The following is a 17,592-nucleotide window of genomic DNA, read 5'->3' on the forward strand; positions in this document are numbered from 1 at the left end:
CACGCGGGACGATCCCGCTCTTCCGTTCTTTATGAAGAACGCATCGGGCGATCAACGGAAAACCGTTCGACGCGGCGGACGGCGCTCTATTTCAGTCCGAACCCCCGTCGCTCCAGGATCCCGCGCAGGCGGTCGCGGCCGCTCAAGGATTCCGGACCGCGCACCCGCTCCAGGGCCGCCCCGCTCCAGCCGACCTCCGGCATCCGCTGCCCGGCCTGGAACGCGCTCATTGCCGCGTCGTAGGCGGCGACCGGCCCGGTCGCGAGGGCGGGGTCGTAGCGGCCGCGATGCAGCACCACGTCTTGCGGAAGGCGCGGCTTGACCGCGGCCGGGCGTGCCGGATCGGGCCAGCCGACGCACAGGCCGAACACCGCCAGCACGTTCGGCGGCAGGCCGAGCAGCTCGGCCACCGCCTCCGGATCGTTGCGCAAGGCCCCGATATAGACCGAGCCGAGACCGAGGGATTCGAGCGCCACCGTGGCGTTCTGGGCGGCGAGCGCGGCGTCGACCACGCCGACCATCAGCGTCTCCAGGTAGTCGAGCCCGTCGGTCGGCCGGTCCCGCTCGCGCCCGAGCGCCGCGAGCCGCGACAGGTCGGCGAGCCAGACCAGCACCAGCGGCGCCTCGACGACGTGGCGCTGGCCCCGCGCCACCTCGGACAGCCGCCGTTTGGCCTCCGGATCCTCGACCGCGACGACGCTCCAGGTCTGGAGGTTCGACGAGCTCGGTGCCGATTGCGCCGCGGCGACCAGCGTCTCCAAGATCCCGGCGGGAAGCGGATCGGGCCGGAACGCCCGCACGGTGCGGTGGGCGAGGAGCCCCGCGATCACGTCGTTCCAGGGGCCGTCGGCGACGGCGCGGGCGGTCTTTGCGCCGTAGCGCGCCTCCAGGGCGTCCTGCCGTCCGGTCCCGCTCATGCGCTCTCGCCTTCCCGTCAGCCGCGACGCGGCGCAGTCGTACATGGAGCAGTCGTGCATGGAATCGATTGACCAACCAGGGCGGCGGAGCCAGATCCGGCCTGCGCGGCCCGCAGGGCCGCGCGATCCAGGAGCCTGATACAGGCGCCCGCCACAGGAGCCCGACATGGCGCAACCCCGCAGGCTTCATCTCGGCGCCTTCATGCGCCCGGTCGGCATCCACACCGCGTGGTGGCGCTATCCCGGCGGCCTGCCGGACGCCAACTTCAACATCCGCCACCTCGCCCGCTTCGCCCAAATGCTGGAGGCGGCGAAGTTCGACGCCTTCTTCATGGCCGATCACCTGGCGGTGCTGAACATGCCGGCCGAGGCGCTCAAGCGCTCGGCCACCGTCACGTCGTTCGATCCCGCCACCCTCCTGCCCGCGCTCGCCATGGTGACCGAGCGGATCGGGCTGATCGCCACGGCCTCGACCACCTACGACCAGCCGTTCCACGTCGCCCGGCGCTTCGCCTCCCTCGACCATCTGAGCGGGGGACGGGCCGGATGGAACGTGGTGACGACCTCGAATCCCGACGCGGCGAGGAATTTCGGGCTCGAACACCATCCCGAGCATGCCGACCGCTACGACCGCGCCCGCGAATTCGTCGAGGTGGTGAAGGGCCTGTGGGATTCCTTCGCCGACGACGCCTTCCTGCGCGACGTCGAGAGCGGGATCTTCTTCGATCCCGACCGGATGCACGTCCTCGACCACCAGGGCCCCCACCTCTCGGTGCGCGGGCCCCTCAACGTCGCCCGGCCGGTCCAGGGCTGGCCGGTGATCGTCCAGGCCGGCGCTTCCGAGGCCGGGCGCCAGCTCGCCGCCGAGACCGCCGAGGTGATCTTCGGCGCCGCCGGCAGCCTGGAGGACGGGTGCCGCTTCGCCGAGGACGTGCGCCGGCGCATGGTCGCGGTCGGGCGCGATCCCGACCACCTCAAGATCCTGCCGGCCTGCTTCGTGGTGGTCGGCGATACGGTCGAGGAGGCGAGGGCGCGGCGCGCCCATCTCGACGGGCTGGTGCACGAGGCGAGCGCCGTCGCGGCCCTGTCGATCGCGCTCGGCGTCGATGCGAGCGCCTTCGACCCGGACGGCCCCCTGCCGGAGATCCCGGAGACCAACCAGTCGAAGACCGGGCGCGAGCGGGCGATCGCGCTCGCCCGCCGGGAAAATCTGACCGTCCGGCAGCTGGCGCAGCGCCTCGGCGGCTATGCCGGCCTCGCGATGGTCGGCACGCCGGCCACCATCGCCGACGAGATGCAGGCCTGGCTCGAGGCCGGCGCTTGCGACGGCTTCAACATCATGGTCTCCGACCTGCCGCAGGGACTCGCGGACTTCACCGCCAAGGTGGTGCCGGAGCTGCAGGCCCGCGACCTGTTCCGCCGGGACTACGAGGGCCCGACGCTACGCGACCATCTCGGCCTGCCCCGGCCGGAGAACCGGTTCTTCGCCGGGACGGAGAGAGCATCCGATCCGGAGCCGGCCTGACGGACATCGCCGGATCCGATGCCATGTCCGGACGATGACTTCCGGACATGGCAAAGCCAGCCCGCGCGGCGTCGGATTTCGTATGACTTCCTTCACGTCATCCCGGAACGACAGGATGGACGCGGTTTCTGTCCGATCGATCGAACAGATTTTCAGCGCCGCCCGACGCGCCCTCTACTTCATGCTGAACACCTGCACCATCGCCGGGGTCAGGATCACCACGAACAGCACCGGCAGGAAGAACAGGATCATCGGCACGGTGAGCTTGGGCGGCAGGGCCGCGGCCTTCTTCTCGGCCTCGTTCATGCGCTGGTCGCGGCTTTCCTGGGCCAGCACCCGCAGGGCCTGGCCGACCGGGGTGCCGTAGCGCTCGGCCTGGATCAGCGCCGTGGTGATGTTCTTCACCGATTCGAGGCCCGTGCGGTTGGCGAGGTTCTCGTAGGCGATGCGCCGGTCGGTGAGGTAGGACAGTTCGGCGGTGGTGAGCGCCATCTCCTCGGCCAGCATCATGCACTGGTCGGCGATCTCGACGCCGACGCGCCGGAACGCCGCCTCGATCGCCATGCCCGACTCGACGCAGATCAGCAGCAGGTCGAGCGTATCCGGCCAGTTGCGCTGGATCACCGCCTGGCGCTTCGAGGTCTGGTTGCGCAGGAACAGCTCCGGCGCCTTGATCCCGAGATAGGTCGCCAGCACGACGATGCCGAGGCGCACGACCGTCGGCTGGTCCAGCACCTCCAGCACGAACAGGTAGACCACCGCCAGCACGAAGAAGCCGATCGGCATCACCAGGCGGAAGAACAGGAAGGCGATCTCGGCCTGCGGGCCGCGATAGCCGGCCATCAGCAGCTTGTTCTTGGCGTCCTCGGTGCCGAGCCAGTTGTCGAGGCGCAGGCGGTCGACCACCTGCTTCATGTAGGCCTTGGGCTCCTGGCGCAGGGACGCCTTCTGGTTCATCCGCTCGCGCTCGCGCACCCGGATGCGGTCGCGCTCCTTGCCGACGCCCTTCAGGCGGGCCTTGAGCCGGTTGGGTTCCAGGAACGGCTGGGCCAGGGTGAACACCGTCGCGGCCGCCGCCACCGCGGTGAGGAGGGCGCCGATGAGGTAGGGGTCGAGGGCCTGCTGGACGAAGAAGAACACGGGCCGCCTCCTGAGCAGCGTGCGGCGGGAGCGAAGACCGGGGCGGCGTCGCCCGGTCAGATGTCGAAGCGGATCATCCGGCTCATCACCACCACGCCCAGGATCATCCACACGGCGGAGCCGGCCATGGCGATGTGGCCGATCGTGGTGGTCCAGAGCAGCGAGATGTAGTCGGGGCTGGTGAGGTAGGCGAGGAGGGCGACCACGAAGGGCAGGGAGGCGATGATCGCCGCCGAGGCCTTGGCCTCCATGCTCACCGCCTTGACCTTCTCGCCCATCTTGCGGCGGTCGCGCAGCACCCGCGACAGGTTGCCGAGCGCCTCCGAGAGGTTGCCGCCGGCCTTCTGCTGGATGCCGATCACGATGGCGAAGAAGTTCGCCTCCGGCACCGGCATCCGCTCGTAGAGGCGCGCCACCGCGTCGCTTAGCGAGATGCCGAGGGCCTGGGCCTCGACGAGGGCCCGGAACTCGCTCTTGACCGGCTCCTGCGCCTCGCGGGCGATGATGCGCAGGCAGTCGCCGACCGGCAGCCCCGAGCGGATGCCGCGCACGATCACGTCCATGGCGTTGGGCAGTTCGAGGATGAAGCGGGTCATCCGCCGCTTGCGCAGGTAGCCGAGCAGCCAGCGCGGCAGGCCGAGCCCGACCGCGAAGGCGAGGCCGAGCGCCAGGAGCGCGCTGCCGCTCAGGAGCAGGCCGAGCAGGCCCGCCGCCAGGCCGCTCGCCGCGCTGAACAGGTGGAACTGGGCCTTGGTGATGGACAGGCCGGCCTGCGTCAGCCGGAGCTCGAGGCTGACGCGGGACTTCTTCTCCTTGTCCTCGATCTCCTTGAGGCTCTTGGCCACCTGGTCGCGGCGGCTCACCGCCTGGACGCGCTCGGCGGCCTGGCGCTCGCCCACCAGCGCCTGCTGGCGCTTGGCGGCCCGGGCCTCGCCCGGGAGCAGCGGCACCAGCACGGCGGCGGTCAGCGAGGCGGCGCTGATCGAGAGCAGGGCCGCCGCGATGACGGCGTGGAGGTCGATCACCGGCGCCTCCCCGCGCGGGCGAGGGGCGGCGGGGCGGCTGCGGGGCTCACGCCGTCTCCTCCGCCTTGGCCTCGGCGGCGTCGAGGGCGGCGGCGAGCGCCCGGTCCTCGCCGTAATAGCGGGCCCGGTCCCAGAAGCGCGGCCGGCCGACGCCGGTCGAGCGGTGGCGGCCGATCAGCTTGCCGTTCGCGTCCTCGCCGACGATGTCGTAGATGAACAGGTCCTGCGTGATGATGACGTCGCCCTCCATCCCCATCACCTCGGTGATGTGGGTGATGCGGCGCGAGCCGTCGCGCAGGCGCGCGGCCTGCACGATGACGTCGATCGAGCCGGAGATCATCTCGCGCAGGGTCTTGGCGGGCAGGCTGAAGCCGCCCATCGCGATCATCGACTCGATGCGCCCCAGGCACTCGCGCGGCGAGTTGGCGTGCAGCGTCCCCATCGAGCCGTCATGGCCGGTATTCATCGCCTGGAGCAGGTCGAAGGCCTCCGGTCCGCGCACCTCGCCGACGATGATCCGCTCGGGCCGCATGCGCAGGCAGTTCTTGATCAGGTCGCGCATCGTGACCTGGCCCTGGCCCTCCAGGTTCGGCGGCCGCGTCTCCAGGCGCACCACGTGCGGCTGCTGCAATTGCAGCTCGGCCGCGTCCTCGCAGGTGATGATGCGCTCGTCGTCGTCGATGTAGCGTGTGAGGCAGTTCAGCAGCGTCGTCTTGCCCGAGCCGGTGCCGCCCGACACCACCACGTTGCAGCGCACCCGCCCGATGATCTGCAGGATCTTGGCGCCTTCCGGCGAGATCGAGCCGAAGCGCACGAGCTGGTCGAGGGTGAGCTTGTCCTTCTTGAACTTGCGGATGGTGAGCGCAGGCCCGTCGATGGCGAGCGGCGGCGCGATCACGTTGACGCGCGAGCCGTCCGGCAGGCGGGCGTCGCAGATCGGCGAGGCCTCGTCGACCCGGCGGCCGACCTGGCTGACGATCCGCTGGCAGATGTTCATCAACTGCTGGTTGTCGCGGAAGCGCACGTTGGTCAGCTGGATCTTGCCGCCGACCTCGATGTAGGTCCGGCTGGCGCCGTTCACCATCACGTCGGCGATGTCGTCGCGGGCGAGCAGCGGCTCCAGAGGGCCGTAGCCGAGCACGTCGTTGCAGATGTCGTCGAGCAGCTCCTCCTGCTCGGCGATCGACATCACGACGTTCTTGAGGCCGATGATCTCGATGACGATGTCGCGGATCTCCTCGCGCGCCGCGTCCGGCTCGAGCCGGGCGAGCTGCGTCAGGTCGATCGCCTCGATGAGCGCGCCGAAGATCATGCTCTTCGTGCGGTAATACTCGTCCGAGCGCGGGCTCTCGGCCGGCACGACCTGGGTCTCGCGGACCGGGCTCGCGGCGCCCTCCGCCCGCTTCCCGTCCTGGAAGACCGGGGCGACCGGCTCGGGGGCCGCCGGCGCGGGGCTGGCGGGACGCGCGGCCGGCATCGTCTGCGCCGCCGCTCCGGGTCTCCTGCCGAACATGGAATCAGCGCCCTCTATGGGGAATCGGTGTCGCGGGGCGGCGAGGAGCGGGACCAGCTCACGACGCCTTGCGGCGGGCGAACCGGGCCAGCAGCGGCTCGAGCAGGTTGGCGCGGCCGCGGCGGATCTCGGCCCGCCCGGTCACGCTGCCGGCGAGCTCGCTCAGGATCTCGGTGACCTTGGCGCCCGGCTGCACCTCGGCCAGCATCTGACCGTTATTGGCCGCGGTGCCGAACAGGGCGGGCTCGAACGGCACCGTCGCGGCGACCGGCGCGTCGAGGGCCTTGGCGAATTCCGCGACCGCGATCTCCGGCCGCTTGGGCATCCCGACGCCGTTGAGGACGAGGCGGGGCATCCGGTCGTGGGGCCGGGCCTGCCGCAGCACCTCGAACAGGTTGCGGGCGTTGCGCAAGGACGCGAGGTCGGGGGCGGCCACCACCACGATCTCGTCGGAGCCGATCAGCTGGCGCCGGCACCAGGCCGACCACGCATGGGGCACGTCGAGAACGATGCAGGGCACGCTCGCCCGCAGCACGTCGATCACGCCGTCGAAGGCGCTCTCGGCGAAGTCGGTCGGGCGGTCGAGGGTCGCGGGCGCGGCGAGCAGGCTCAGGTTGTCGGTGCATTTCGACAGCAGCCGGTCGACGAAGTTCGCGTCGACCCGGTCGGGCGCGAACACCGCCTCGGCCACGCCCTGCGGCGGGTCCTGGTTGAAGTTGAGCCCGGCGGTGCCGAAGGCGACGTCGAGATCCGCGATCACCGTCGCGGTGCCGAAGTCGCGGGCCACCGACCAGGCGAGGTTGTGGGCGAGCGTCGAGGCGCCGACGCCGCCCTTGGCGCCGACCACCGCGATGGTCCGTCCGAGGGGCTCGGCGGCGGGATCGCTGAACAGCTCGGAGATCGCCGCGATCACCGCGACGGGATCGATCGGCGCGATCAGGTACTCGCTCACGCCGCGGCGGATGAAGTCGCGGTAGAGCACGACGTCGTTGACGTGGCCGACGACCACCACCTTGGTGCCGGCGTCGCAGACCTCCGCCAGGCTGTCGAGGGCGGCGAGGGGGCTGCCTTTGCCCGTGCCGAGCTCCACCATGATGACGTTCGGGGTCGGCGCGTTGCGGTAGGCTTCCACGGCGGCGGGCGCGCCGCCCATCTGCACGCGGGTATGCGCCTTCTGCATCCGCCGGTCGCCGGCCGCCGCCTCGATCACCGCGGCGATCTCGGCGTTCTCGCAGAAGGCCTGCACGGTGATGCGGGGAACCGGGGGGATCGCCCGGCCCGAGGGATCGGACGGCTCAGACATGGAGCGGCGCTCCCCCCAGGGCGAAGCCTTCTCCCCGGAGGGCGGAGGCCTTTCCCGCCAGGGCGAAGCCTTCTCTCCACGGAGCGAAGGCTCCTCGGCCGGACCGGGCCCGGGCGGCGCCGGCGCGCCTCGCCGCGGGCGCGGCGGCGACAATCGTCCGGCGCGTCCTCATCACTGTGCCACCTGGTTCTTCACGCTCGCGCGGCCATCCTGCTTCCAAGTGGTTGACGGATCCTTTCCGGTGCGCAGGTCGATCAGGTTCTGGGTCCGGGTCACCGTATCGATCCGGCCTTCCTGGCGGCCGCGCACGAGGTCGACCGGGTCGACGACCTGGCTCGCGACGTTGGACTGCATGGCGCAGCCGAGGTTCCAGTACGGCTCGTTGCGGGTGTTGAAGCCCGCATTCGACGAGCCGAGATCCTGCGGCCACAATCCGCAGGCCCCCGCCACCTTCGCCTGCATGCGCTGGAAGCTCAGGCGTACCGGCGCGCTCACCGCCACGTCGGCGACCGGGTAGGGCGCGATCACGATCTCCCGCGGGCTCACCCCGAGTGCCGTCACCCGGGCGCGCAGCCGCGCGAGGGTGCGCTCCACCGCGCCGCCCGGCACCTGTGCGCCGCGCGGCACCTCCAGCACCAGCACGCCGCGGCCGTAGCGGCGGTACTCGGTCACGAAGGCGTCGACGTCGTCGCCCTGGCGCGGGTCGATATGGCCGGTCCCGGTAACGAACACGTCGAGGTTGCGCGGCGAATCCGTCAGGACGATCGGGTGCCGCTCGGGCACCGACATCGGGTAGGTCGAGCCCGTGGTCACCGGACCCCGCGAGGCGCAGGCGGTCAGGCCGGCGCAGGCCGCGAGGATCGTCAGGCGGAGGGCCGGGCGAAAGGCAGTGCGGATCATGGTGGCGGGATCTCGGCGCGGGAACTCGGCGGACATGTCTCGGCGGGGTCTCGGGGGAAGTCCGACGCTCAGTCGGTGATGAAGCCGACCCGGCCGCGATAGCCCGAGCCGAGGGGGGCGGCGCCGACGACGCCGTAGAGCCGGTTGAAGCGGCCGAGCAGGACCGACTGGCTGTCGCTGACCTCGGTGAAGCCGTCGTCGGGCTTCTTGACCTGGCTCTGCTCCATCGGCTTGGCGATGTAGGGCGTCACCATGATCATCAGCTCCGTTTCCTGGCGCTGGTAGTCGCGGGAGCGGAACAGCGAGCCGAGGATCGGCAGGTTGAGCATGCCCGGCAGGCCGCTGATCGCCTGGCGGTTGCGCTGCTGGATCAGGCCGGCGATCATCATCGTGGCACCCGAGGGCAGCTCGATCGTCGTCTCCGACTTGCGCACCGTGAGGCCCGGCACCGAGATCGTGTTGTTGCCGTTCGAGACCGGGATCGCGCCCTGCGGATCGAGCTCGGTGACGTTGGTGCCGATCCGGATCGAGATCCGGTTCTCGGACTGGACGACGGGCGTGAAGTTCAGCGTCACGCCGTAGGGCTTGTACTCGATGCCGACCGAGCAGTTCGAGGTGTTGGAGGCCACTACCGCCGAGCAGCTCTGGCTCGTCGGAACCGGGATCTCGCCGCCGGCGGTGAAGTTCGCCGCCTCGCCGGAGATCGCCGTCAGGGTCGGCTCGGCGAGCACCCGCGACACGCCGGCCTGCTCGAAGGCCCGCAGGGTCGCCTGCAGGGAGAACCCGCCGGCGCTGATCTTGCCCGAGATGTCGTTGCCGGCCGGGAACGATCCGCCGGTCAGCGGGAACGGCACCCCGTTGACGAAGTTCATGGCGCTCCAGTTGGCGTTCAGGTTGACGCCGAATTGCTTGAGCACCTGGCGCGACACTTCCACCACGGTGACGCGCAGCATCACCTGATCCTTGCCGCGGATCGTCAGGTTGTTGATGACCGCGCCGCGGGCGCCGGCCGCCGCCCCGCCGACGCCCACGAAGGCGTTGGCGATGTCGACCGCCTGCTGCGCCTCGGCGGTGGATCCGACCGTGCCGGTGAGCAGCACCGAATCGCCCGCCGGCCGCACGTCGAACCGCCCGCCCGGGATGCTGCCGGCCAGCGTCTGGCGCAGCACGTTGAGGTCGCGCCCGACCGTGACGTCGAGGGCGGCGATCTGGCGGCCCTCGCCGTCCATCACGAAGATCGAGGTGGCACCGTTCTCGATGCCGATGACGAACACCTTGCGGGTCGAGCGCACCACGGCGTTCGCCACCTTGGGGTTGGCGACGAACACCTCCTTGGCGTCCCGCGGCAGGTCGATCACCAGCGAGCGGCCCATGGTGAGGTCGATGCGGCGCGACACGTCGGCCTCGTTGGGGCCGACATTCACCACCGGCGCCGGCGCGATGCCGCCGCGCATGCCCGGTCCGCCACCCGGTCCGCCTTGGGCGCCGGCAGGGGAGGCGAGCAGGGCGGCCGCCGCCCCGGCGGCGAGCACGGTGCGCAGGAGCGCCGGAAACGTCACGGACATCGTCATGGAACGGGGACTCGCGGGGCGGGGGCCGGGCGCGCTCCCGGGTTCGGAGGGGCGCAGGCGCATCGAGGGGGCCTCTCGCATCGATCTGGCCTGTCTCATCGGCGGGGCGTCTGCTTGGCGACGCCGTAGCGCACGACCGTGACGCCGCCCTCTCCTTGCGCCTCCGCCACCTGCGGGGCGGGCTGGCCGGCATCGGCGAGGCTGCGAAGGGCGAGGGAGAGCTGGCCGACCTTCTGGGCCAGGGTCACGGCCTCGGCCTGGACGGGGGTGAGCTCGAGGGTCGCGGTGTCGCCGGTGACCACCCGCTCGCCGTTGCGCTCCTGCACGGTCTGGCCCACGGCCAGGACCCGGATGTTGGTCAGGATGGTCTCGGCGGTCTGCACGTCGCCGCCGCCGGCGCGGGAGGCGTCCTCGTCGCGGGAGGTGCGCAGGACGTCGACCCGGTCGTTCGGCAGGATGAAGCCGCCGGCGGTGTTGCTGCCGCGGGCGTCGATCGAGATCGCCACGGCGCGCATCCCGGAGGGCAGGATCGCCGACAGGAAGCCGCTGCCGTTGGCCTTGATCAGCTTCTCGCGCCGGATCGGCTCGCCGGAGAGGAACGGGCTGCGCACGATCGAGCCGACCGTATCCTCGAGCGCCCCCGGCACCGCGGCGCGCTGCAGGAAGCCGTCGCCCGCCGCGCTCTTCGGCCAGGTCTGCCAACGCAGGTCCGGCGGCTTGACGGTCTGCCCCATCGGCAGCTCCGCGGCGGCGACCAGGACCTCGACCGTCTCGACGGCAGGAGCCTGGACGGCGACCGGCTGGACCGACGGCGGCGGGGGCGGCGGCTCGCGGCCGCTCATCACGATGAAGGCGCCCGCGCCGGTCACGACGGCGACGCTGATCAGGAGCAAGCGCGAAGACTTCATGGAGCGCCAACGAGAGGACGGGCCGGGGAAAAGCGCTGCCGCCCTCCCCGCCCGAATTCAGCAGGCATTCCTCAAATTAAGGTTAACCGGCTTTAGGGTTAACGCGAGCCTTCGGGCGGCAGCCGGTGCGCGACAGGATGGTCCGGATGGGAACGTCCGAGGCAGCGCCCGGCGCCCGCCGCTCGCCGACCGGGCACGAGCGCGGCTTCCTCTTCGGCACGCGGTGACGGCGAACATCCGCCGCCGCGCATCGGAAACGGGCGGGACGCAGGGGGATCAGGCCGGCAGCACCAGCCGCCACAGGGGCGCGGACGGGCAGGTGACGAGGGCCGCCGCTGCCAGGGCGACGCCATAGGGCATGACGGCCCGCCCGGTCTGCAAACGCAGCGCGAAGGGCCAGGACGCCGCGAAGACGGGCAGGGGACAGATGCGCAGCACGAGGACGCCCGCCGCCAGCGCGCCGCCGATCAGGGCGGCGATGAGGACGTAATCGACCAAAGGACCGTAGCCTAGCCACAACGCAGTCGCGGCCGCGAGCTTGGCATCGCCGCCGCCGATCACGCCCGCCGAGAACAGACCGAATCCCACCGCCAGGACGAGGGCGCCCGCGCCGACATGGCTCGCGATATCGGACAAGCCGAGCCCGGCCGTGACGCACAACAGCGCGAAGGCGCCGGTGAGGACCGCGCTGATCCGGTTGGGGATCGTCATCGTGAGAATGTCGCTGGCGGCCGCGTAGGCCATCAGGAACGGGAACACGACGAGGAGGCAGAGGGTGCTCATGCGGACTCGCGACAGCGGTCGTGAGGCGCGGTGCGGTACCCCGCGACCCCCACCGAGCGGGACGGAACGACGCCGCGCGGCATTCGCGCTGCGACGTGTCGGGGATGCTCGAAAACGGTCCGACCGGCGCCTTGCGCCCATGGACCGCGCCGACCCGCTGGATGCGGGTCGGCTGGCGATTCTTACTTCGTCGCGGCGGGCGGGGCGAGGTTGCCGGCGACGGAGGTGAACTGCAGCGCCAGGTTGGTGCCGACGGTGCGGGCCGCGACGATCACCGCGAGGGCGATCAGGGTCGCGATCAGGCCGTACTCGATCGCGGTGGCGCCGGACTCGTCGCTGACGAAACGCTTCAGCTTGGTGATCATAACTCTAGTTCCCGCCTGAGTGAGCTCGATGAGTCCGTCGACAATCGACCGACGCCGACCGGGACTGACGACAACCTAGGCCGCCTCGCGTTGAGGTTGGGTTAAAGCGATTGCGGATCCCTGGCATCCCAAGTGTAAATTCGTCATTGGTTAACGATCGGTCGCTCGGAACGGCGACCCGCCCGTCCCAGGGTTAGACCGAGCTGCGGCCCAGGCTGCCTTAGCGGTTTGTCAACCGTCCGACGCTTCACTGCCACGAACCCGAGTCGCGTCCGAAAGAACCGCCAGCCGATGAACCCGCTCCGCCCGAGCCACCCGCGTCAGAGCCTCCCCTGCGGGGCCCTTCTGCGCGCCGCGCCCGTGCTCGCCGTCGCGCTGCTGCTGGCCCCGGCCGCCGCGCAGGCGAGCGAGCAGGCCACCGTCACGGTGACCGTCGACAACGCCAAGGTGATCCGACTGCCGGAGCGCACCGCCACGGTGATCGTCGGCAACCCGATCATCGCCGACGTGTCGCTGCAGCGGAACGGCATCGTGGTGCTGACCGGCAAGAGCTTCGGAAGCACCAACCTCATCGCCCTCGACTCGTCCGGCACGATGCTGGCCGAATCGGCGATCAGCGTGCGGGCCGGCAGCCCGTCGGTGGTCACCGTCCAGCGCGGACTCGAGCGGGAATCCTATTCCTGCACGCCCGCCTGCCAGCCGGCGATGCAGCTCGGCGATGCGCAGCGCTACTTCGCCGAGGTGAGCGGCCAGGCCGGCCAGCGCAACTCGCTGGCGACGGCGGGCGGGGCCGGACCCGGTTCGGCGGCGCGCTGATTCCTCGCGTATCGGTTCAACCGATCCGAAACCCTTCGATGCGTAACCAGCATCCTCGGCCACCCACGGATCGGGATCGCGCCATCACCCATCGCGTCATGCCCCGTCGTCGCTCGCCCCATCGCGGCCCGCCCGGGGTCCGCCGGTCCTTGCGCGCGCGGATCGCCGGCTTCGCCGCGGCTCGCGACGGCGCGACCGCGGTGGAATTCGCCATGATCGGGATGCCGTTCCTCTGCCTCATCGCGGCGATCATGGAGACCGCGTTGGTCTTCTTCGCCGGCCAGGTCCTCGACAACGCGGTGTCGAACGCCTCGCGCCAGCTCTATACCGGCCAGTTCCAGGCCGCCCGGGCCTCCGACCCGCCCCCGCCCTCCGGCACGACCTCGCAGGAGGTGGCGCTGCAGAAGTTCAAGGACGCGCTGTGCAGCGGGCGGGTCGCGCTCTTCTCGTGCAGCGCCGTCAAGATCGACGTGCTGGCGATGCCGGACAGCGCCGACTTCACGCCGCCGAGCCCGATCGACGCCGTCTCGCGCTCCTGGCGCAGCTCGCCCACGGTGTTCGGCACGCAATACCAGAACCCGGGCTCGAACCAGATCGTCATCGTGCAGGCGGCGGTGGAATTCCCGGTCTTCTTCGGCTTCCTCAATCCCAACACCCTGGCGAACGGCAGGCGCGTGCTGCAGAGCACCGTCGCCTTCCGCACGGAGCCGTTCCAATGAGCCCGCGGACGGGACGGAACGGGACATGCCGGGCCGTCGCGCACGTCCAGCGCATGCTCGTGCGATTTCGACGGGGGCAGGACGGGATCGCGGCGGTCGAGTTCGCGATGGTGCTGCCGCTCCTGCTGCTGCTCTATCTCGGCACCACCGACCTCGCCGGCTACATCAGCAACTTTCGCAAGGTGACACTCGCGGCCCGCACCGTGGCCGACCTCGTGGCGCGGGAGGGCGGCACCATCCCGACCGGCCAGTTCGCCACCATCGTGAAGGCCGGGCGGGCGGTGCTCGCCCCGTATGACGGCGCCACGGCGCGGATCGCCGCCAAGGCGATCGGCGTCTACGATGCGAACGGCACCGCCCGGGTCTGCTCCTACGCGGTGGATGGGGGCAATGCCGGCGCGCCGGCCCCGATCGGGTCGACCGCCGTGCCGCCCGTGCCGGACGTATTCAAGAAGGCGGGGATCCGGTACGTCGTCGTCGAGCTCACGATGACCTACAAGCCGCTGTTCGGCGCGCGGCTCGCCAACCAGTTCCACCTCAGCACGATGACCGAGACGATCGTCTGGCCGGTGCGTAACGGCAAGGTCTACAACGTCTCGGTCACCAACAACCCGGAGATCGTGCTGCCGACGGTCGTCGACCCGCGCAACGGCGGCGCTTGCCCGAGCCCCTGATCCGGCTCAGCCCCGCAGGGTCATCCGCCCCGCCGCGACCTCGAACCCGCGCAGGCGGCGCAGGAACGACATGCCGAGCAGGCTCGTCTCGAGCCGGCCGCTCGGCAGCACCAGGGCCTCGACGTCGCGCACCGTGATCCCGCCGACCCGCACCTCGCGCACCCGCACCGGGGCCGCCGGGATCGTGCCGTTGGCGGTGCCGACCTTGGCGGTGAAGTCGCGCCCGGAGAGCCGCAGCCCGATCCGGGCGGCGTCCTCGCTGGTGAAGACGCAGTGCGTGGCGCCCGTATCGACGAGCATGCGCAGCACCTGCCCCTCGACCTGCGGATGTGCCCGGAACTGCCCCGCCCCGTCCTGGGCCAGAATCACCGGAGCGGGACTTCCCTGGCCTGGGTTTCCCGGCACCAGGCTCTCGCCGGGGGCGGCGCCGGGATCGACCTGCGCGGCACTTGCCGCCGGGGCCGGGCCGCCGCGGGCGGGCTTCGCGAAGTGCTCGATCATCGATCCGCCTGTGAGGGCGGCGGTCGCGAGCACGCCGAGGGCCCAGAGGATCGGGCGGGTCACGGACAAACTCCGGCAAGGTCTCGGGATACGGCGCGCAGACTCGCGGCCGACCGGTTAAGGATCCTTGCGCCGATCGCGCCGGAATCCCGCGCAAGCCCGATCATTGTCCGCCGTCCTTGCCATCGCGTCCTTCGTCTGCTAGCAGCACCCCGCCCGCCGGACACCCTTGGAGGCCGGATTCCCGTCATGGGAACGGGCGTGGCGACGTCGGTTCACAGGGCCGTCCTCGAGGGGGCGGCCTTCGGCGTTTGAGCCATCCGCAAACACCAGTTTTAAGGATCACGCCATGAGCGCCGTGAAGCCGCTTGAGGCCGTGGCACGCGACCGGGTCGGCAAGGGGGCCGCCCGGGCCGTTCGTCGCCAGGGCCAGGTGCCGGCCGTCATCTACGGGGGCAACCAGCCGCCGCAGGCCATCGCCATCGACCTCATCCGCACCCGCACCCTGATCTACGCCGGCGGTTTCCGGACCACCGTGTTCGAGATCAGCGCCGGCGGCCGCAAGGTCCGGGCCATCCCGCGCGACTTCCAGCTCGACCCGGTCTCCGGCGTGCCGCTGCACGTCGACTTCCTGCGCGTCGTCGCCGGCCAGACGATCGAGGTCGAGGTGCCGGTGCACTTCACCAACGAGGACGCGGCCCCCGGCATCAAGCAGGAGGGCGGCACGCTCAACGTCGTGCACCACACCGTCGCGGTCGAGGTCGCGCCCGAGTCGATCCCCGACGCGATCACCGTCGACCTGACCGGCAAGACCATCGGCGACACCATCCACGTCTCCGACCTGCCCGTGCCGTCCGGCGCCACCCTCGCCCTCGACGGGGCCGACGTGGTCGCCACCATCGTGCCGCCGACGGTGCTCGGCGCCGAGGTCGAGGCCGAGGAGGCCGCGGTGGCCGAGGCCGCCCGCGCCGAGTCGGCCGCCGAGGCTGCCGAAGAGGCCGCCGAGGGCGAGGCCAAGGAGGACTGAGCCGCCTCCCGGCTCGACCTCAACCGTCAACGGGACGCCCCGGTCGCGAGACCCGGGGCGTCTTTTCGCTTTCTCGGGGAGCTCTTGCGTCGCCATGCGGCTGTTCGTCGGCCTCGGCAATCCCGGGACCCGCTATGCGGGCAACCGGCACAATATCGGCTTCATGGCGCTCGACGCGATCGCGCGCCGGCACCGCGCCGCGCCGTGGCGCCGCAAGTTCCAGGGCGACTGCACCGAGGCGGTGATCGGACCCGAGCGCGTGCTTCTGCTGAAGCCCCTGACCTTCATGAACGAATCCGGCCGGGCGGTCGCCGAGGCGCAGCGATTCTACAAGATCCCGCTCGAGGGCGTGGTGGTGTTCCACGACGAGCTGGACCTCGCTCCCGCCAAGCTGCGGGTGAAGAAGGGCGGCGGCAATGCCGGTCATAACGGCCTGCGCTCGATCACCGCGCAATGCGGCAACGAGTACTGGCGCGCCCGCCTCGGCATCGGGCATCCGGGCGACAAGGCGCTCGTCCACGCCTACGTGCTCAACGACTTCGCCAAGGCCGAGACGCCCTGGGTCGAGGACCTGTGCGACGCGATGGCCGATGCCGCCGAGCTGCTCGCCGCGGGCGAGGATGCCCGCTTCCAGAACAAGGTCCACCTCGCCATGGCCGGGCGGGGCTGGGACGAGGTGAAGCGCGTCGGCGAGAAGCCGGCTTGACCCGTGCTCCCCGACGCCGCAAGTGCCAGGCAACCGAATACTATGCAACATGGCCGCGGCCGGCGGTCTCCAGAGAATCGAACGGACTGATCTGATGGGCTTCAAATGCGGCATCGTCGGCCTGCCGAACGTCGGCAAGTCGACGCTCTTCAACGCGCTGACGCAGACGGCGGCGGCGCAGGCGGCAAATTACCCGTTCTGCACCATCGAGCCGAATGTCGGCGAGGTGGCGGTGCCGGATAGCCGGCTCGACGATCTCGCCCGGATCGCCTCCTCGAAGGAGATCATCCCGACCCGCCTCACCTTCGTCGACATCGCCGGCCTGGTGCGCGGTGCCTCGAAGGGAGAGGGCTTGGGCAACCAGTTCCTCGCCAATATCCGCGAGGTCGACGCCATCGCCCACGTCGTGCGCTGCTTCGAGGACGGCGACGTCACCCATGTCGAGGGCAAGGTCGACCCGATCGCCGACATCGAGACGATCGAGACCGAGCTGATGCTGGCCGATCTCGACAGCCTCGAGAAGCGCCTGACCGCCCTGGAGAAGAAGGCCAAGGGCGCCGACAAGGAAGCCAAGGAGGTCCTCGACCTCGTCCAGCGCGCCCTGCCGCTGCTGCGTGATGGCAAGCCGGCCCGGCTCGTCGAGCGCAAGGCCGAGGAGGAGCGCCTGTTCTCGCAGCTCGGCCTGATGACGGCCAAGCCCGTGCTCTACGTCTGCAACGTCGAGGAGGGTGCGGCCGATGCGGGCAACGCCCATTCGGCCGCCGTCTTCGCCCGCGCCGCGGCCGAGGGCGCCAAGGCGGTCGTCGTCTCGGCCAAGATCGAGAGCGAGATCGCGGTGCTGCCGCCGGCCGACCAGGTCGAGTACCTGGAGGCGGTCGGCCTCACCGAGCCGGGCCTGAACCGGGTGATCCGCGCCGGCTACGAGCTGCTCGGCCTCATCACCTACTTCACCGTGGGCCCCAAGGAGGCCCGGGCCTGGACCATCACCAGGGGCACCCGCGCGCCGGGCGCCGCCGGGGTGATCCACACCGACTTCGAGAAGGGCTTCATCCGCGCCGAGACCATCGCCTATGCCGACTACACGGCGTTGAAGGGCGAGGCCGGGGCGCGCGAGGCCGGCAAGCTTCGGCTGGAAGGCAAGGAATACCTGGTGCAGGACGGCGACGTGCTGCATTTCCGCTTCGCCAACTGACGATTCG

Annotated in this window: 18 protein-coding genes; 7 read left to right on the top strand and 11 right to left on the bottom strand. The window is 70.8% G+C overall.

Going from position 1 to position 17,592, the window contains the following annotated elements:
* Window positions 1–86: 86 nt before the first annotated feature.
* The gene (locus G4G93_RS03225; RefSeq protein WP_165081082.1) at window positions 87–917 is read right to left on the bottom strand and encodes an NADPH-dependent oxidoreductase; all 831 of its coding nucleotides are present in this window, start codon (window positions 915–917) and stop codon (window positions 87–89) included.
* Window positions 918–1,083: 166 nt separating this feature from the next.
* Between G4G93_RS03225 and G4G93_RS03230 the strand changes: the two genes are divergently transcribed.
* Entirely contained in the window at window positions 1,084–2,442 is a 1,359-nt protein-coding gene (locus G4G93_RS03230; RefSeq protein ID WP_165081084.1) for an LLM class flavin-dependent oxidoreductase, read from the top strand.
* Between the two features lie 174 nt (window positions 2,443–2,616).
* Here the strand turns inward: G4G93_RS03230 and G4G93_RS03235 are convergent, their stop codons facing one another.
* The 9 genes from G4G93_RS03235 to G4G93_RS03275 form a co-directional block, all read right to left on the bottom strand.
* A complete protein-coding gene (locus tag G4G93_RS03235; RefSeq protein WP_165081086.1) occupies window positions 2,617–3,582 on the bottom strand; it encodes a type II secretion system F family protein in 966 nt (321 codons plus the stop codon).
* Between the two features lie 56 nt (window positions 3,583–3,638).
* Window positions 3,639–4,607, bottom strand: coding sequence for a type II secretion system F family protein (locus tag G4G93_RS03240; protein ID WP_165081088.1), 969 nt, complete (start codon window positions 4,605–4,607; stop codon window positions 3,639–3,641).
* Between the two features lie 46 nt (window positions 4,608–4,653).
* On the bottom strand, window positions 4,654–6,120 hold the full coding sequence (locus G4G93_RS03245; RefSeq protein ID WP_165081090.1) for a CpaF family protein: 1,467 nt from the start codon (window positions 6,118–6,120) through the stop codon (window positions 4,654–4,656).
* Window positions 6,121–6,178: 58 nt separating this feature from the next.
* Window positions 6,179–7,423 carry a CpaE family protein gene (locus G4G93_RS03250; protein WP_165081092.1) on the bottom strand — a complete coding sequence of 415 codons (1,245 nt, stop codon included), beginning with the start codon at window positions 7,421–7,423 and terminating at the stop codon, window positions 6,179–6,181.
* 171 nt (window positions 7,424–7,594) lie between these two features.
* On the bottom strand, window positions 7,595–8,323 hold the full coding sequence (locus tag G4G93_RS03255; RefSeq protein ID WP_165081094.1) for a CpaD family pilus assembly protein: 729 nt from the start codon (window positions 8,321–8,323) through the stop codon (window positions 7,595–7,597).
* Window positions 8,324–8,391: 68 nt separating this feature from the next.
* Window positions 8,392–9,894, bottom strand: a complete 1,503-nt coding sequence (locus tag G4G93_RS03260) for a type II and III secretion system protein family protein (protein WP_165081096.1) — start codon at window positions 9,892–9,894, stop codon at window positions 8,392–8,394.
* A gap of 95 nt (window positions 9,895–9,989) precedes the next feature.
* Window positions 9,990–10,802 carry a Flp pilus assembly protein CpaB gene (gene cpaB, locus G4G93_RS03265; protein ID WP_165081098.1) on the bottom strand — a complete coding sequence of 271 codons (813 nt, stop codon included), beginning with the start codon at window positions 10,800–10,802 and terminating at the stop codon, window positions 9,990–9,992.
* A gap of 276 nt (window positions 10,803–11,078) precedes the next feature.
* Window positions 11,079–11,585: a prepilin peptidase gene (locus G4G93_RS03270; RefSeq protein ID WP_165081100.1), complete on the bottom strand. Its 507-nt coding sequence runs from the start codon at window positions 11,583–11,585 to the stop codon at window positions 11,079–11,081.
* A 182-nt stretch (window positions 11,586–11,767) separates the two neighbouring features.
* The gene (locus G4G93_RS03275; protein ID WP_165081102.1) at window positions 11,768–11,950 is read right to left on the bottom strand and encodes a Flp family type IVb pilin; all 183 of its coding nucleotides are present in this window, start codon (window positions 11,948–11,950) and stop codon (window positions 11,768–11,770) included.
* 291 nt (window positions 11,951–12,241) lie between these two features.
* Here G4G93_RS03275 and G4G93_RS03280 point away from each other — a divergent pair, with 291 nt between their 5' ends.
* The 3 genes from G4G93_RS03280 (at window position 12,242) to G4G93_RS03290 (ending at window position 14,159) form a co-directional block, all read left to right on the top strand.
* On the top strand, window positions 12,242–12,766 hold the full coding sequence (locus G4G93_RS03280; RefSeq protein ID WP_165081104.1) for a pilus assembly protein N-terminal domain-containing protein: 525 nt from the start codon (window positions 12,242–12,244) through the stop codon (window positions 12,764–12,766).
* Window positions 12,767–12,915: 149 nt separating this feature from the next.
* Window positions 12,916–13,485, top strand: coding sequence for a TadE/TadG family type IV pilus assembly protein (locus tag G4G93_RS03285; RefSeq protein ID WP_246736481.1), 570 nt, complete (start codon window positions 12,916–12,918; stop codon window positions 13,483–13,485).
* 53 nt (window positions 13,486–13,538) lie between these two features.
* Window positions 13,539–14,159, top strand: coding sequence for a TadE/TadG family type IV pilus assembly protein (locus tag G4G93_RS03290; RefSeq protein WP_246736482.1), 621 nt, complete (start codon window positions 13,539–13,541; stop codon window positions 14,157–14,159).
* A gap of 6 nt (window positions 14,160–14,165) precedes the next feature.
* Here G4G93_RS03290 and G4G93_RS03295 read toward each other — a convergent pair whose 3' ends face one another.
* Entirely contained in the window at window positions 14,166–14,723 is a 558-nt protein-coding gene (locus G4G93_RS03295) for a TIGR02281 family clan AA aspartic protease (RefSeq protein ID WP_165081110.1), read from the bottom strand.
* 286 nt (window positions 14,724–15,009) lie between these two features.
* On the opposite strand from G4G93_RS03295, the gene G4G93_RS03300 reads away from it, so the two are divergent.
* The 3 genes from G4G93_RS03300 (at window position 15,010) to ychF (ending at window position 17,585) form a co-directional block, all read left to right on the top strand.
* Window positions 15,010–15,687: a 50S ribosomal protein L25/general stress protein Ctc gene (locus G4G93_RS03300; RefSeq protein ID WP_165081112.1), complete on the top strand. Its 678-nt coding sequence runs from the start codon at window positions 15,010–15,012 to the stop codon at window positions 15,685–15,687.
* 94 nt (window positions 15,688–15,781) lie between these two features.
* On the top strand, window positions 15,782–16,393 hold the full coding sequence (gene pth, locus G4G93_RS03305) for an aminoacyl-tRNA hydrolase (RefSeq protein ID WP_165081114.1): 612 nt from the start codon (window positions 15,782–15,784) through the stop codon (window positions 16,391–16,393).
* A 94-nt stretch (window positions 16,394–16,487) separates the two neighbouring features.
* Window positions 16,488–17,585 carry a redox-regulated ATPase YchF gene (gene ychF, locus G4G93_RS03310; RefSeq protein ID WP_165081116.1) on the top strand — a complete coding sequence of 366 codons (1,098 nt, stop codon included), beginning with the start codon at window positions 16,488–16,490 and terminating at the stop codon, window positions 17,583–17,585.
* The last annotated feature ends 7 nt before the right edge of the window (window positions 17,586–17,592 follow it).

This window comes from Methylobacterium sp. DB0501, from assembly GCF_011043735.1.
Lineage (GTDB): Bacteria > Pseudomonadota > Alphaproteobacteria > Rhizobiales > Beijerinckiaceae > Methylobacterium > Methylobacterium alsaeris.